This window comes from Streptomyces albicerus, assembly GCF_008905045.1.
Lineage (GTDB): Bacteria > Actinomycetota > Actinomycetes > Streptomycetales > Streptomycetaceae > Streptomyces > Streptomyces albicerus.
This window is the reverse complement of sequence record NZ_VWMY01000132.1, coordinates 1-15,403: the sequence shown is the minus strand read 5'-3', so window position 1 is coordinate 15,403 and position 15,403 is coordinate 1. Positions and strand designations below refer to the sequence as shown.

Below are 15,403 nucleotides of genomic sequence, written 5' to 3'. Positions count from 1 at the left end.
CAGGGATGGGACGGGTAGGGGCGGCGGGGGCGAAAACCCTGGAGGACGGCACCCCCGCAGCCAAGTCACAAACCCGAGTCACACCCCAAGTCACCCCCCCAAGTCACCCCCCCCAGTCACAACCGCCCAATATCCCCACGAGGCATCCGCGGCTGCCGCCGAGGCGGCGTCCGCCCGCTCAACAGAATGAGCCGAGCCGCCCGATGCCGCTGCCCCGCATACGGCTCCAGCAGCTCCAACATCACGGAGTCATCCGCATCCCGATCGCCCACCAGCGCATACCCGACGATCCCGGGAAGGTGAAGGTCCCCGACCGTCACCGCATCCGCCGCCCCATGACTCCGCTGCACAGTCTCCGCCGAGGTCCAGGGCCCCACCCCCGCCACCAGCTCAAGCCGCTCCTGGGCCCGCCCCGCCTCGAACCCGACAGCCTCCTCCATCCGCCGAGCCACCCGAACGACCCGCAGAATCGTCGAAGCCCGCTTGTTGTCGACCCCGGCCCGATGCCACTCCCAGGAGGGAATCAAGGCCCAGACCCGAGGCTCGGGCATTACGAACATCCGCCCACCCACAGGCCCGGGCGCAGGCACCCCGTACTTCCGCACGAGCAACCGCCAAGCCCGATAGGCCTCGTCCGTCGTGACCTTCTGCTCAAGAATCGACGGAATCAACGACTCCAGCACCAGCCCGGTACGCGTCAGCCGCAACCCAGGTCGCCGATGCCGAGCCAACGCCACCAGCCGATGCCGAGGCTCAAAGGCCCCGGGATCGTCCAACTCCCCGAGCATCCGCGGCAGCTGCTCCAGCAACCAGTCCGCCCCCGGCCCCCACGCCTCCCCCTGAACGGCACCCCCGCGCACGGACACCCGCAAGGTCCCGGGCCCGACAGGCGTGAGACTGGCCCGCCACACGGCCCCGTCCGGAGTCGTACGAAAGGTCGGATCGGCGGGCCCCCGCCGCAGCGGCCCCAGCACGAGCCCAAGATCGAGCGGCCAGGGCGGCACCCAACTCCGCGTGCGCCCGCCGACGCCGGCCGACCGAGCCCCCGGGCCCGGCCCCGGCCCTCGCGCCTGCGTTTGTGCAGGCACAACGACATGCCCGCCGCGCACAGTCGTACGCGTGGGCCGCGGATCGAAACGTCCGGCCACGAATGAGGTCCTAGAGGTACTCGGGGGATGCCTTACGAGAGTAGGCGCCCCACGCCGGGCGTCAGCGCACTCGGCCAACTTCGGCCAACTTCGGTCGGCAGACTTCGGCAGACTTCGGTCAGCGAACCTCGATGAACGCCCCCGCATCCCGCTCGGACCGGGCCTTCGGCTCCTCCGCCGCATGCCCGACGGCGACGGCCCCCATCGGATCCCACCCCTCCGGCAGTCCGAGTACGTCCCGCACGACCTCCCGGCAGAACATCGTCGACGACACCCACGCGGACCCGAGCCGCTCCCCGGCGAGCGCGACGAGAAAGTTCTGCACACCGGCACCCGCGGCGACCACGAACATCTCCCGCTCGGCCCCGTCACGCCGGGCATCGCCGTACGTATGGGACCCGTCCATGACGAGACACGGCACGACGAGATACGGCGCGCCCCGCAGCACGTCCCCGCGCCGCACCCGCTTGGCGATGGACTCCGCGCTCTTCCCGTCCCGCTCCAGATCGGCGATCCAGGCGTCCCGCATGGCATCGAGGAGCCGCGTCCGCGCCTCGGCCGTCTCCAGGAGTACGAATCTCCACGGCGTCGTGTGATGCGGCGCGGGCGCGGTGACGGCGGCGGCCACCGCACGCCGTACGGCACCCGGGTCGACGGGCTCGTCGGTGAAGGCCCGTACGGTACGCCGCTGGGTCACGGCCTCCCGTACGGCCTCGGAGGTGCCGAGCCGGAACATGTCGTCGCGCGCACCCCGGACCATGCCTCGGGTCCCTTCGTCCTCGCCGTCCGTGCCCATCGCATGGGGCACCATCACATGGGGCAGCCCGCGCACGACGGCGACGGGCAGCCCGGAAGCCTTGCCCTTGACCAGGTCACCGGCGGCGGCGAGCTCGTCGGCGGTGGCGACGACGGTGGCGCTGAGCGGATTGCCGTGCGCGTCCGTGCCGCCCCGCAGATCGTCGAGCACGCGCACTCCGGCGGCCCCGATGGCGACATCGGTCAGCCCGGTCCGCCAGGGCCGCCCGAACGTGTCCGTGACGAGGACCCCGACCTCGACGCCCAGCGCGTCCCGCAGCCCGTCCCGGATCGCGCGCGCGGAGGCGTCGGGATCCTCGGGCAGCAACAACACGGTCCCGGAGGGCGTGTTGGAGGCGTCGACCCCGGCGGCGGCCATCACCAGCCCCTGCCGGTTCTCCACGATCCGCAGCGCCCCGCGCCGCGCCACGACCCGCACGGTCTCGGCGTCGATGGCCGCTTCCCGGTCCACCGCCTCGACGATCCGTCCCTCGGCCTTGGACACGATTTTCGAGGTGACCAGCAGCACATCCCCGTCGACGAGCCCGGGCTCGGCACTGGCGATCAACTTGGCGAGATCGTCCCCCGGCCGTACTTCGGGCATCCCGGGCAGAGCCCAGACGCGAAAACCGGGCGCACCCGGCGGCAGTCCCTCGGCCTCGCCGCTCAAGCGTCCCGCACCTCCTCCGCCAGCGTCAGCGCCTGACGGGCCATCTCGGTCGTCGCGTCGAGGTCGGTCATCATCAGCGGTACGGCCCGGCACTGGATGCCCGCGGCGGCGACCCGCTCCACCGCCGAGGCGTCCACCGTGTCGACGAGCCAGCCGTCGAGGAGTCCCGAGCCGTAGTGCTCGGCGACCGCGGCGGCCGTGGACTCGACGCCGACGGCCGCGAGGACCTTGTCGGCCATGCCGCGCACGGGCGCGTCCCCGACGATGGGGGAGAGGCCGACCACGGGGACGCCCGCATCGGCGATGGCCTCGCGGATGCCGGGCACGGCGAGGATCGTGCCGACGGACACGACGGGGTTGGACGGCGGGAAGATCACCACGTCGGCCTCGGCGATCGCCTCCAGCACCCCGGGCGCCGGCTTGGCCTGGTCGGCCCCGACGGGCACCACGGCGTGCGCGTCCACGGAGGCCCGCAGCCGCACCCAGTACTCCTGGAAGTGAATGGCCTTGCGCTCACCGTCCACCTCCACGGCCACATGCGTCTCGACGCGGTCGTCGGACATGGGGATCAGTCGGACGCCCGGCTTCCACCGGTCGCACAGCGCTTCGGTGACCGCGCTGAGCGGATATCCGGCGCTCAGCATCTGCGTCCGCACGATGTGCGTCGCGAAGTCCCGGTCGCCGAGCCCGAACCACTCCGGCCCGACCCCGTACGCCGCGAGCTCCTCCTTGAGATGGAAGGTCTCGTCGGCCCGCCCCCAGCCCTGCTCCTCGTTGATACCGCCGCCGAGTGTGTACATCACCGTGTCGAGGTCCGGGCAGACCTTCAGCCCGAAGAGGTGGATGTCGTCCCCGGTGTTGCCGATGACCGTGACGTCCGCGTCCGGCGCGGCCTGCTTCAGACCACGCAGGAACCGGGCACCACCGATGCCGCCTGCCAGAACCACAATGCGCATGCAAGCAGTCTTGCAGGCGGCTACGACAACGCGTCAGCCGGTTACGAGACCCCGGTCGGTTACGGCCTCAGCCGGAGGCTGGTCACGACTTCAGCCGGAGACCTCGGCCACCGCGCACCGGACGGCGTGCATCGGCATCTCCGTCAACCCCGGGTAGTAGACGTGCAGGCTTATGGCCGGTTCGAGCGAGTCGTTGACGACCTCGTGCACGTACCCGGGCGCGAACACCCGCTGCGCTCCGGCGCTCAACGCGCGCGTGCCCCGCTCCGTGCGCTCGGTCAACGCGCCCTCCAGGACGGTGAGTACGCCGGAGGAGCGGCCGTGGTCGTGCAGCCCGCTGCCCTGTCCGGGCACCCAGGAGAGCAGCCACACCTCGTAGCCGGGCCCGATGCGCAGCCGGTGGTACCAGCGGGACGTGGCGTCGTACTGGACGAGGTGCTCCCACTGGGAGCGGTCGGCCGCGACGGAGCGGGCGAGGCCGACGAACTCGGCCACGGTGGCCGGATGTTCGCGCGGTGGCTGGAGGAGGTGCGGCACTTCGAGGATGTCGCCGGCGATCTGGAGGTCGCTGTCGCTGTTCATGGGTGCTGTGGTTCCTCGGTGGAAGAGAGCGCTGGAGGTCTGTGGTGTCGCGTACCGTCCGCCCGGGTCGCGGGCGTATGGGATTGCCCTGGTGCGGGCGGAGGGGACCAGCGGCCGGTTCTCAGTGGATCCGGCGGCAGCGGGAGCGCGGTCGGCTCAACAGCTGCGACAGCAACAGCTACAGCGAGCGTGGGCAGCACCGAGGGACCCGGCGGTGCGGGTCGAGGTGAGTGCCAAGTTCGCGAGCATGCCCACAAGGACAGCGGTTCACACAGGCAGTGTCAACTTGACGTCCGGTATGTGGGCGGTGTTTCACCTCATCCGGTTCATCTCCGTGGCGAAAGGTTTGTGCAGGAGCCCGTGCGGACACATGGCGCACAACCGGGCGCACAAACCTCGTTGTGACCCCGTGATCCTTATGTGATCCGTGTGATCCACATGTGATCCGGTTCGCTTCGTCGTCCGAGCAGGAACGAGATCGAACTCCTGAGCGTCCTTCTCTGTACAGGTCCTGTGCGGAGGCGGAGCCCCGGCTGGGTCTCTTTTGTCTGTCGGGGTTTATGCCGATTTGAACACTTTCCGCATAGCCTTGGTTCCGCAGAGTGAATAAGGGGCCCAATAGCAGATCTCGGCTTGACTGGCCCGGATCGGCACACTTGTAATTTCACTCGTGTCGTTCAGCCGAAATCGGTAACGGCAGCATCACGGGGACGCGAGACGGACGAGGGGCGCACATGACCGAGCTGTTTCAGGAACTGCTGGTCGACGAGGCCGAAGAGGAGCTCGGCTGGCAGGAGCGGGCGCTCTGTGCGCAGACCGACCCCGAGTCCTTCTTCCCCGAGAAGGGCGGCTCCACCCGCGAGGCCAAGAAGGTCTGTCTCGCCTGCGAGGTCCGCTCCGAGTGCCTTGAATACGCGCTGGCGAACGACGAGCGCTTCGGCATCTGGGGCGGCCTGTCCGAGCGTGAGCGGCGCCGTCTGAAGAAGGCCGCCGTCTGATCGTGGCTTGATCGCGACGTGATCGCCATCCGACCGTCGTCCGATCGAACGGCGCACACCCCTACGTACTGACATGTAACGAACGGCCCGTCGCCCCTTGGTTGTCCACAGGCGGCGGGCCGCTGTGTTGCCCAGCCGTTAGTGTGGGCCTCCGTCCGAGACGCCCCGTTGTCCCCCGAGGCCACAGGCGTCCACCGCAGTCCATCGAACCGGGGCCCGTACCTCGATGTCCGTGCACAGCCATTCGGCAGGTCAGTACGACACTGCCGCCGCAGCGTTCGACCCGGCCAACGCGCCTGAGTTTCCGAGGCACGTGGTCACCGCCGTGCTCGTCTCCCACGACGGTGCCCGCTGGCTGCCCGACGCCCTCTCCGGGCTGCTCGGTCAGGAACGCCCCGTTCAGAGCGCCGTGGCGGCCGACACCGGCAGCGCGGACGACTCCGCCCGGCTGGTCACCGACGTCCTCGGCGCCGACCGGGTGCTGCACCTCGCCCGGCGCACCGGCTTCGGCCAGGCAGTCGAGGAGGCCGCCCGTACCGCGGGCGTGCTGACCCCGGACGACCTGCCGTACCTGAAGCGCCCCAGCGGCTGGGACCCGGTCACCCGCACCTGGCGCGACGACGCGTACGACATGCCGGAGCTGCCGTACGGCGAGCCCGAGCAGTGGCTGTGGCTCCTGCACGACGACTGCGCCCCCGAGCCCGACGCCCTGGCCCAGCTGCTGCGCGTCGTGGAGAACGAGCGGGAGCTCGGCAGGGACGTGGCGATCATCGGCCCGAAGCTCCGCGGCTGGTACGACCGCAGGCAGCTCCTGGAAGTCGGCGTCACCATCGCGAACAGCGGCCGCCGCTGGACCGGCCTCGACCGGCGCGAACAGGACCAGGGCCAGCACGACCACGTACGGCCTGTGCTGGCCGTGTCCACCGCCGGCATGCTGGTCCGCCGCGACGTCTTCGAGCAGCTCGGCGGCTTCGACCGGCGGCTGCCCCTGATGCGCGACGACATCGACCTGTGCTGGCGCGCCCAGGCCGCGGGCCACCGCGTCCTCGTCGCCCCCGAAGCGGTCGTACGGCACGCCGAGGCGTCCTCCCGCGAGCGGCGCACCGTCGACTGCGTGGGCCGCACCTCCGCCTCCCCGCACAAGGTCGACAAGGCCGGCGCCACCTACACCCTGCTCGTCAACACCCGCAGCGCGGCGCTCCCCTGGGTCCTCGTACGGCTCGTGGTGGGCACGCTGCTGCGCACGGTCGCGTACCTCGTCGGCAAGGTCCCCGGGCAGGCGGTCGACGAGATCCGCGGCCTCCTGGGGACGCTGTTGCGCCCGGAGCGCATCATCGCGGGCCGGCGCAGGCGCGGCCGCCCCCAGGTCGACAAGGGCGAGCTGCGCCCGCTGTTCCCGCCGCCCGGCGCGACCGTGCGGGCCACCGTCGAACAGGCCGCGGGCAGCCTCGTGAGCCGCACCGACCCGGAGCTGAACGCGGCCGGGCGGCACGGCGGCGCGGTCGAGTCCGGACCCGGCGGCGACGACGCCGACTTCCTGGAGGTCGAGCAGTTCGCCCGCCTCAAGCGCGTCGCCCGCAAACCGGGACCGATGCTCTTCGTAGTCCTCCTTTTCTTCTCGCTCATCGCCTGCCGTGAACTCCTCGGCGGCGGCGCGCTCGCGGGCGGCGCCCTGCTGCCCGCCCCCGCCGACTCCTCCGGGCTGTGGTCGCGCTACCTGGACGCCTGGCATCCGGTCGGCGCCGGCGGTACGCAGTCCGCGCCGCCGTATCTCGCGCTCGTCGCGATGCTCGCGAGCGTGCTGTTCGGCTCCACAGGTCTCGCCGTCACCGTCCTCCTGGTCGGCTCGGTGCCGTTGGCCGGTTTCGCCGCGTACTTCGCCTCCCGGCCGCTCGTCGAGTCGCGCCTGCTGCGCGCCTGGGCGTCCGTCGCGTACGCCTTCCTGCCCGCCACCACCGGCGCGCTCGCGGGCGGCCGCATCGGCACCGCCGTACTCGCCGTCCTGCTGCCCCTCATCGCGCGCGCGGGCATCGCGGCGAGCGGCCTCGCCTCGGAGACGGCCCGCGGCAGCTGGCGCGCCACCTGGGCGTACGCGCTCCTGCTGACCCTCGCCACCGCCTTCACGCCGATCGTGTGGCCCATCGCGCTGGTCCTGGGCCTCGCACTGCTGGCCGTGCGCCGGGTCGAGATCACCGCCTACGGGCTGCGCTTCCTGGCCCAGCTCGGCACCCCGCTGCTGGTCCTCGCCCCCTGGTCGCTGTCGCTGCTCCCGTTCGGCTTCTTCAAGGAGGCCGGGATGGAGTACGGGTCGGGGGCGGCCTCCGCGCTCGACCTGCTGGGCGGCAGCCCGGGCGGCCCCGGCACGGTCAGCGGGCTCATGCTCGTCGGCATCGTGTGCGCCGCTGTGGCCGCACTGATGCGCACAGAGCGTCAGTTGGGAATCTGGACTGCCTGGGCGGCCGCCCTCGTGGCGCTCGTTTTCGCCGTCCTGTCGAACAGCTCCACCTGGGCAGGACCCGCCACCCTCGTCTACGGCCTCGCCTTCCTCGCCGCCGCCGCGCTCGGCGCCGACGGGGCACGCTCGCGCGTGGCCGAGCAGAGCTTCGGCTGGCGTCAGCCGGTCGCCGTGCTCATCGCGTTCGCCGCGGCCGCCGGGCCTCTGCTCGTCGCCGCCGGGTGGATGATCCGCGGCGCCGACGGGCCCCTGGAGCGGCGCGATCCCGTCCAGGTGCCGGCGTTCGTCGCAGAGGAGAGCGGCACCCGCGACCAGGCCCGCACGCTCGTCCTGGACAGCGACTCGGCGGCCAAGGTGGGTTACACGCTCGTCCGCGGCTCCGGCGCCCGCCTCGGCGACGCCGAACTGGCCGCGGCGGACGGCGAGAACAAGACGCTCGACAAGGTCGTCGCCAACCTCGTGGCGGGCTCCGGCGCCGACCAGGCCGACCAGCTCGGCGGCTTCGCCGTGCGCTACGTCCTCGTGCGCGACGGCGCGCCCCGCGAGGTCAGCCGCGTCCTGGACGCCACCCCCGGCCTGAGCCGGCTGAGCCAGCAGGACGGCAGCGCCCTGTGGCGTGTCGACCGGCAGGTCGCGCGCGCGGCCATCGTTCCCGAGTCCGGCGACCCGCAGCCCATCGCCGCGGGCCCCGTCGAGCTGCACACCAAGGTCCCCGCCGGTGCCGACGGCCGCATGCTGCGCCTCGCCGACACAGCCGACGAGGGCTGGACGGCCACCCTCGACGGGAAGCCGCTCACCAGGACCACGGTCGACGGCTGGGCACAGGGCTTCGAACTGCCCGCCGCCGCGGGCCGACTGGACGTCACCTACGAGGCACCGATGAGCCACATCGGCTGGCTGTGGGCGCAGGGCGCGCTCGCCGTCGTCCTCGTGGTGCTCGCCCTGCCGGGCCGCCGCCGCGACGTCGACGACGACCTCCCCGAGGAGCCCGTCGTCCCCGCCCAGGCCGCCTCCGGCGAGGGCCGCAGAGCCCGCAGGCTGCGCGCCCAGGCGGAAGCCGAACAGGCGGATCAGCCCGACCAGTTCACGCCCGACTTCCCGCCGCATTCCCCCCCTCCTCCTCCGGAGGAGGCTCCCGTCCCCGCCCAGGCCCCGCAGCAGCAGGCCTACGGCGAGTGGGACACGACGACGTACGCGGGCGCCGAGTACGGCACCTACGGCGGCGAGCACTACCAGGGCACCCCGCAGTACCCGGCGGGCACCTACGACCAGCAGCCGTACCAGGCGGACCCGTACCAGGCCGGCCAGTACGACCCGTACGCGTCGTACGGCACGGGGAACGCGGCGTACGACCCGACGCAGACGTACGCCCAGGGCTACGACGCGCCGTACGACCCGGAGCAACAGCAACAGCAACAGCAGCAGCCGCCGCACGGCACCGACAGTGAGCGCCCCGACGGGAGCCAGCAGTGAACCGCACCACCGTTTCCCTGATCGCCGGCGTGGCCGCGCTCGCCGCCGTCACCGGATTCGCCTCGCTCTCCGAGCCGGACGCATCCGCCGGCGGGGACACGGCGAAGACGGCCGCCCAGTTGCCCGTGGAGCGCACCAGCCTGCTCTGCCCGGCTCCGAGCACCTCGGACCTCGCCGAGACCGCGTACACGTCTTTCACGCCCGTCACCAAGGGCACCGGCACGGGCGGCACCGCGGAACTCGCGTCGGCGGGCGAGGACCCGGCCGGCGGCACGGCGGACAAGTCCGAGGACGACGGCAAGAAGGACGACGGCAAGAAGGACGACGGCAAGAAGGACGACGGCAAGAAGGACGACAAGGACGGTAAGGAGAAGGCCGTCCTGACGCCGAAGGAGCCGGGCAAGCCGGTCACCGGCGAGGCCTCCGGCGCCGAGTCGCCCGCGCTCGTCGGTACCGCGGAGGGCAGGTTCGCGCCCGGCTGGACCGTGCAGCAGACCACGGAGGTCGAGGCGGGCAGCGGCCGCGGCCTGCTCGGCACCAACTGCACGGCCCCGGACACGCAGTTCTGGTTCCCGGGCGCCAGCACCGCCAAGGAGCGCACGGACTACGTGCACCTGACCAACCCGGACGACTCCGCGGCCGTCGCCGACATCGAGCTGTACGGCAAGGACGGCGCCCTCAAGTCGACGGTGGGGGAGGGCATCCAGATCCCGCCGCGCTCCAGCGAGGCGGTGCTGCTGTCCACGCTCATCGACGAGCCGGAGACCAATCTCACCGTGCACGTCACGGTCCGCAGCGGCCGGGTCGCCGCCGCCGTCCAGGCCCTCGACGACAAGCTCGGCGGCGACTGGCTGGCCGCCTCCACCAGCCCGGCGGGCAGCCTCGTCCTGCCGGGCATCCCGAAGGACGCCACGTCCGTGCGCCTGGTCGCCTTCGCGCCCGGTGACGCCGACGCCGACCTGAAGGTGCGGCTCGCCTCGCCGTCCGGCACGATCACCCCCGCCGGGAACGAGACGCTGCACGTGAAGGCAGGCATGACCGCCGCCGTCGACCTCGGAGACGTCACGCGCGGCGAGGCGGGCTCCCTGGTGCTGACCCCGACCGAGAAGTCCACCCCGGTCGTCGCGGCCCTCCGGGTCGTACGCGGCAAGGGCGACAAGCAGGAGACGGCGTTCATCCCGGCCACCAGCCCGGTGGGCACGCGCGCGACGGCCGCCGACAACCGCGCCAAGGGCTCCACACTCTCCCTGGTCGCCCCGGGCCGCAGTGCGAAGGTCAAGATCACGGCCTCCGCGGGCAGCGACGGCGGCACGGCCGCGACGAAGACGTACACGATCAAGGGCGGCACCACCCAGAACGTGCAGCTGCCCGCCCCCAGCGGCCTCAAGGGCACGTATGCCCTCACCGTGGAGCCGCTCTCCGGCGGCGGTCCCGTCTACGCCGCGCGCACGCTCGAAGCGGCCCAGGGAGGCGTGCCGATGTTCACGGTGCAGACCCTGCCGGACGACCGGGGAACGGTTGGGGTACCGGACGCGGAGCAGGACCTGTCGGTGCTGCAGAAGTAGGGGACGCAGAACGTCGGCTGCCACGCGCGTGCGGGTTTTCGCGTACGGGTTTTTCAGGCCCGCGCGCGTGAGTTCCCTCGGCGCTCAGTCCTCCCCGTACCGGGGATCCACCGTCTCCGGAGTCAGCCCCAGCAGCTCGGCGACCTGCTCCACCACGACCTCATGCACGAGCGCGGCCCGCTCGTCGCGCCCCTTGGTGCGGATCTCGACCGGGCGCCGGTACACGACGACCCGGGCGGGCCGGCCCTCGCGCGCCGGGATCGTGCCGCCGAGGGGCACCGCCTCGTCGCCCCAGCCCCCGTCCCGCGCCGGGTCGAGCCGGGGCACCTCCAGCACCAGGAAGTCGATGTCGGCGAGCTGCGGCCACCGCCGCTCCAGCCGCTCCACGGAGTCCTGCACCAGATCCGCGAACACCTCTGCCCGACTGGCCGACAGCGGCACCTGCGGTGGTGCCACGGGCCCACGCATCCCCCGCCCGTGTCGATCACGACGACGGGGCCTGGGTTCGGCGGCACGGGGCGGTACGGGGTTGTCCATCACTGACGAAGAGTAGTCCCCGCCCGACCTGCACGCGCACGCACACACGCGCCGCGTAAGGGCGACCGTCAGGGGCGCGGGGCTGTGTGCTGTGCGGCTCCGCGGCGATGGGGGTCCCCCTGCTCGAGCGAAGCCGAGAGTGGGGGAGCGGCCGGCCCCCACGAACCCGCAGCGATCCACGACCCGGGCACGTCACCGGATGACCATTCCAGCCAAGCTTGGGCTCGTTTCCATATCCTCCAGGACCACAGGAACAACGGCAATTGACAGCTTTTGCATCAACTAGTGACCACACATGACCCTGTCCGAAATCTCGTCAACCCCCGTACGTCCAGGTCAACAAGGTCACCTCCGACCCCCCTGTGTCCGGAGTCACACCACGACACGGTGGAGTGACCCGGGGGAGAGTCGTCGCGGCCCGCTCAAGAGTGCGGTACCGTCCAACGTCGTGAGCCCTGTACGTCGCTGTTCGCGCACCGCTTGCGGCCGTCCCGCCGTCGCGACGCTGACGTACGTCTACGCCGACTCGACCGCGGTCCTCGGCCCGCTCGCCACCTACGCCGAGCCCCACTGCTACGACCTGTGCGCCGAGCACTCCGAGCGCCTCACCGCCCCGCGCGGGTGGGAGGTCGTCAGGCTCGCCGACGGCTCCGCTCCCTCCCGCCCCAGCGGCGACGACCTGGAAGCGCTCGCCAACGCGGTACGCGAGGCGGCCCGCCCGCAGGAGCGCGCCGCGCAGGCAGGTGGCGGCAGCGCCCGCGGGGCGGACCCGATGGAGGTCGCACGCCGCGGCCACCTGCGGGTGCTGCGCTCGCCGGACTCCTGAGCCGTCCCCCAATCCCCGTTCCCCGACGGGAACTTCACCCCGTGCGCATCCCGTGCACGTTCCACTCGGTGACGCACGCCCATTGACGCGGGCTTGTCGCGGACACGACCATTCCCCCACCCGTGAGAAATCGCTTTCCGCATCGCGGAATCCGGGGAGGCTCCGTGTACGTCCAGGAACTGGAACCCGTGGCCGGCTCGCTCGGCCTGTCCGCACTCGTCGCGACCCTGCCCCTCGTCATCGTCCTGGTCCTGCTCGGCGGTGTCCGTATGAAGGCGCACCGGGCCGGTCTCATCGGCCTCGCGGCCGCGGCGCTGGTGGCCTGGCTCGCGTACGGCATGCCCGTCGGCCAGACGCTCTCCAGCGCCGCCCAGGGCGCCGTGTTCGGCCTCTTCCCCATCCTGTGGATCGTCGTCAACGCCCTCTGGGTGTACCGGATGACCGTCCACACCCGGCACTTCGACATCCTGCGCCGCTCCTTCGGGCGGCTCTCCGACGACCCGCGCATCCAGGCGCTCGTCGTCGCCTTCTGCTTCGGCGCGCTCCTGGAGGCCCTCGCGGGCTTCGGCGCGCCCGTCGCGATCTGCTCGGTGATGCTGGTCGCGCTGGGCTTCGACCCCGTCCGCGCCGCGGTGGTCGCGCTGGTCGCCAACACCGCGCCGGTCGCGTTCGGTGCGATGGGCACACCGGTCGTGACGCTCGCTCAAGTCACCGGTCTGCCACTGGATTCCGTCGCCTCCGTGGTGGGCCGTCAGACGCCGCTGCTCGCCCTGGTCGTGCCCCTCGTGCTCGTCGGCCTGGTGGACGGCCGGCGCGGCCTGCGCGAGACCTGGGTCCCCGCGATGGCCTGCGGAGTCGCCTTCGCCGTCGCGCAGTTCGCCGCCTCCAACTACGTCTCCGCCCAACTGGCGGACATCGGAGCCGCCTTGGCCGGCGCGGGCGCACTGGTTGCGGTGCCGCACGCGCGCAGGCCCGCCGCCGAGCCCGTACGGGCCGCGGTCCTGACCGGCGTACGCAGTGAGGACCTGGACGAGCACGACCCGCGCCCCGAGGTGCTGCGAGCGTACTCCCCGTACGCGCTGATCGTCGTGATCTTCTCCATCGCCCAGATCCCGCCGGTGAAGGACCAGTTGGCGAAGGCGACCCGCACCTTCGACTGGCCCTTCCTGAACGTCGCGAACCCGGACGGCGAGCCCGTCGGCGGCAATGTCCTGTCGCTGCCGCTCGTGTCCACGGGCGGCACGCTGGTGCTGCTCGCCGGGGTGTGCACGGCCGTCGTTCTCGGGGTGCACGCGCGCGTGGCGCTCAGAGAATGGGCGGCCACCGTCCACGAGTTGAGGTTCGCGATCCTCACCGTGACATCCGTCCTGGCGCTCGCGTACGTCATGAACCTGTCCGGACAGGCGGCCACGATCGGCCACTTCGTGGCGGCGGCGGGCGCGGGACTCGCCTTCCTGTCTCCGGTCCTGGGCTGGTTCGGTGTGGCGGTCTCCGGTTCGGACACCTCGGCCAACGCGCTGTTCGGCGCCCTCCAGGTGACCGCGGCCCGCGAGTCCGGGCTGTCACCGGAGCTCCTCGCGGCCGCCAACAGCTCGGGCGGTGTCCTGGGCAAGATGATCTCGCCGCAGAACCTCACCATCGCCTGCGCGGCGGTCGGGCTCGCGGGCCGCGAGGGGGACCTGCTGCGCAAGGTGCTCCCGTGGAGTCTCGGACTGCTGCTGGTCATGTGCCTGATCGTCGTCGGACAGAGCTCACCCGTTCTGGAATGGATGCTTCCGTGAGCCCCTGCGAAGTCCGTGCCTGATGTCCGTATGTGCCCGCTCAGGTCCCGCACGGCCGAGTGTCAGTTCGTACGGGTAGTTTGGGGTCACCGTTGAGGACTCCAGGAAGGTTGGCCGTGACCGCTGATCTGTCGCAGCTCGTGAAGGCGTATGACGTACGCGGGGTGGTCCCGGACCAGTGGGACGAGAAGCTGGCCGAGCTGTTCGGCGTGGCCTTCGCGCAGGTGACGGGCGCTGACGCGATCGTGACCGGGCACGACATGCGCCCCTCGTCACCGGGTCTGTCGGGGGCCTTCGCGCGCGGGGCGGCGGCGCGCGGCGTCGACGTGACCGAGATCGGGCTGTGCTCCACGGACCAGCTGTACTACGCGTCGGGGGCGTTCGGCCTCCCGGGCGCGATGTTCACGGCCTCGCACAACCCGGCGCAGTACAACGGCATCAAGATGTGCCGCGCGGGCGCCGCCCCGGTGGGCCAGGACACGGGCCTCGCCGAGATCCGCGAGCTCGTCGAGTCCTGGATCGACTCGGGCGCCCCGTCCTCGGACGCGACGCCGGGCACGATCACCCGGCGGGACACCTTGGAGGACTACGCGGCGCACCTGCGCGGCCTCGTCGACCTGACCGCCATCCGCCCCCTGAAGGTCGTGGTCGACGCGGGCAACGGCATGGGCGGCCACACGGTCCCCACGGTCTTCGCCGGCCTGCCGCTCACCCTCGTCCCGATGTACTTCGAACTGGACGGCACGTTCCCCAACCACGAGGCGAACCCGCTGGACCCGGCGAACATCGTCGACCTCCAGAAGCGCGTCCGCGAGGAGGGCGCCGACCTCGGCATCGCCTTCGACGGCGACGCCGACCGCTGCTTCGTCGTCGACGAGCGCGGCGAGCCGGTCTCCCCGTCCGCGATCACCGCCCTGGTCGCCGCCCGCGAGCTGGCCAGGCACGGCGGCAAGGGCACGGTCATCCACAACCTGATCACGTCCTGGTCGGTCCCGGAGGTCGTCAGGGAGAACGGCGGCACGCCGGTACGCACGCGCGTGGGCCACTCCTTCATCAAGGCCGAGATGGCCACGTCCGGCGCGATCTTCGGCGGCGAGCACTCCGCGCACTACTACTTCAAGGACTTCTGGAACGCCGACACGGGCATGCTCGCCGCCCTCCACGTCCTCGCCGCCCTCGGCGGCCAGGAGGGCACCCTCTCCGCCCTCGTCGCCCAGTACGACCGCTACGCCGGCTCCGGCGAGATCAACTCCACGGTCGACGACCAGACGGCCCGCCTCGCCGCGATCAAGACCGCCTACGAGGCCCGCGAGGGCGTCACCCTCGACGAACTCGACGGCCTCACGGTCACCGCCGCCGACTGGTGGTTCAACGTCCGCCCGTCCAACACGGAACCCCTCCTCCGCCTGAACGCGGAAGCGAGGGACGAAACGACGATGGCGACGGTACGGGACGAGGTCCTGAAGATCATCAGAGGCTGACGCTTGAGGGGCTGGGCTGGGCTGGGCTGGGCTGGGAGGGACTGGGCTGGGAGGGACAGAACCCGCCGCACCTCCCAGCCCAGCCCCGCACCTCCAGCCGAGTCCGCACCAATCCAGCCCGTCGAGCGCTGTGAGG

At 71.8% G+C, this 15,403-nt stretch carries 11 protein-coding genes; 6 read left to right on the top strand and 5 right to left on the bottom strand.

The genetic code is table 11. The annotated features are described in order from the left end of the window. Positions 1–116: 116 nt before the first annotated feature. The 4 genes from GAS53_RS52555 to GAS53_RS52540 form a co-directional block, all read right to left on the bottom strand. Positions 117–1,148, bottom strand: coding sequence for a DNA-3-methyladenine glycosylase family protein (locus tag GAS53_RS52555; RefSeq protein WP_151484919.1), 1,032 nt, complete (start codon positions 1,146–1,148; stop codon positions 117–119). A 118-nt stretch (positions 1,149–1,266) separates the two neighbouring features. Further along, complete coding sequence (locus GAS53_RS52550) at positions 1,267–2,613, bottom strand: coenzyme F420-0:L-glutamate ligase (RefSeq protein ID WP_151484918.1); 1,347 nt, start codon at positions 2,611–2,613, stop codon at positions 1,267–1,269. Next, on the bottom strand, positions 2,610–3,569 hold the full coding sequence (cofD, locus tag GAS53_RS52545) for a 2-phospho-L-lactate transferase (RefSeq protein WP_151484917.1): 960 nt from the start codon (positions 3,567–3,569) through the stop codon (positions 2,610–2,612). The genes GAS53_RS52550 and cofD overlap by 4 nt, the downstream gene beginning before the upstream one ends. 90 nt (positions 3,570–3,659) lie before the next feature. Further along, positions 3,660–4,151: a cysteine dioxygenase gene (locus GAS53_RS52540; RefSeq protein WP_151484916.1), complete on the bottom strand. Its 492-nt coding sequence runs from the start codon at positions 4,149–4,151 to the stop codon at positions 3,660–3,662. A gap of 734 nt (positions 4,152–4,885) precedes the next feature. Here GAS53_RS52540 and GAS53_RS52530 point away from each other — a divergent pair. The 3 genes from GAS53_RS52530 to GAS53_RS52520 all read left to right on the top strand — a co-directional run bounded on the left by GAS53_RS52530 (position 4,886) and on the right by GAS53_RS52520 (position 10,642). Then, complete coding sequence (locus tag GAS53_RS52530; RefSeq protein ID WP_053723761.1) at positions 4,886–5,149, top strand: WhiB family transcriptional regulator; 264 nt, start codon at positions 4,886–4,888, stop codon at positions 5,147–5,149. 226 nt (positions 5,150–5,375) lie between these two features. Then, on the top strand, positions 5,376–9,077 hold the full coding sequence (locus tag GAS53_RS52525; protein ID WP_151484914.1) for a glycosyltransferase family 2 protein: 3,702 nt from the start codon (positions 5,376–5,378) through the stop codon (positions 9,075–9,077). Then, the gene (locus GAS53_RS52520; RefSeq protein ID WP_151484913.1) at positions 9,074–10,642 is read left to right on the top strand and encodes a DUF5719 family protein; all 1,569 of its coding nucleotides are present in this window, start codon (positions 9,074–9,076) and stop codon (positions 10,640–10,642) included. The genes GAS53_RS52525 and GAS53_RS52520 overlap by 4 nt, the downstream gene beginning before the upstream one ends. 84 nt (positions 10,643–10,726) lie before the next feature. Here the strand turns inward: GAS53_RS52520 and GAS53_RS52515 are convergent, their stop codons facing one another. Next, positions 10,727–11,179 carry a metallopeptidase family protein gene (locus GAS53_RS52515; protein ID WP_151484920.1) on the bottom strand — a complete coding sequence of 151 codons (453 nt, stop codon included), beginning with the start codon at positions 11,177–11,179 and terminating at the stop codon, positions 10,727–10,729. Between the two features lie 448 nt (positions 11,180–11,627). On the opposite strand from GAS53_RS52515, the gene GAS53_RS52510 reads away from it, so the two are divergent. The 3 genes from GAS53_RS52510 to GAS53_RS52500 all read left to right on the top strand — a co-directional run bounded on the left by GAS53_RS52510 (position 11,628) and on the right by GAS53_RS52500 (position 15,267). Further along, positions 11,628–12,005 carry a DUF3499 domain-containing protein gene (locus GAS53_RS52510; protein WP_151484912.1) on the top strand — a complete coding sequence of 126 codons (378 nt, stop codon included), beginning with the start codon at positions 11,628–11,630 and terminating at the stop codon, positions 12,003–12,005. Between the two features lie 164 nt (positions 12,006–12,169). Then, entirely contained in the window at positions 12,170–13,786 is a 1,617-nt protein-coding gene (locus GAS53_RS52505; protein ID WP_151484911.1) for an L-lactate permease, read from the top strand. 116 nt (positions 13,787–13,902) lie between these two features. Next, the gene (locus tag GAS53_RS52500; RefSeq protein WP_151484910.1) at positions 13,903–15,267 is read left to right on the top strand and encodes a phosphomannomutase/phosphoglucomutase; all 1,365 of its coding nucleotides are present in this window, start codon (positions 13,903–13,905) and stop codon (positions 15,265–15,267) included. Positions 15,268–15,403 lie beyond the last annotated feature (136 nt).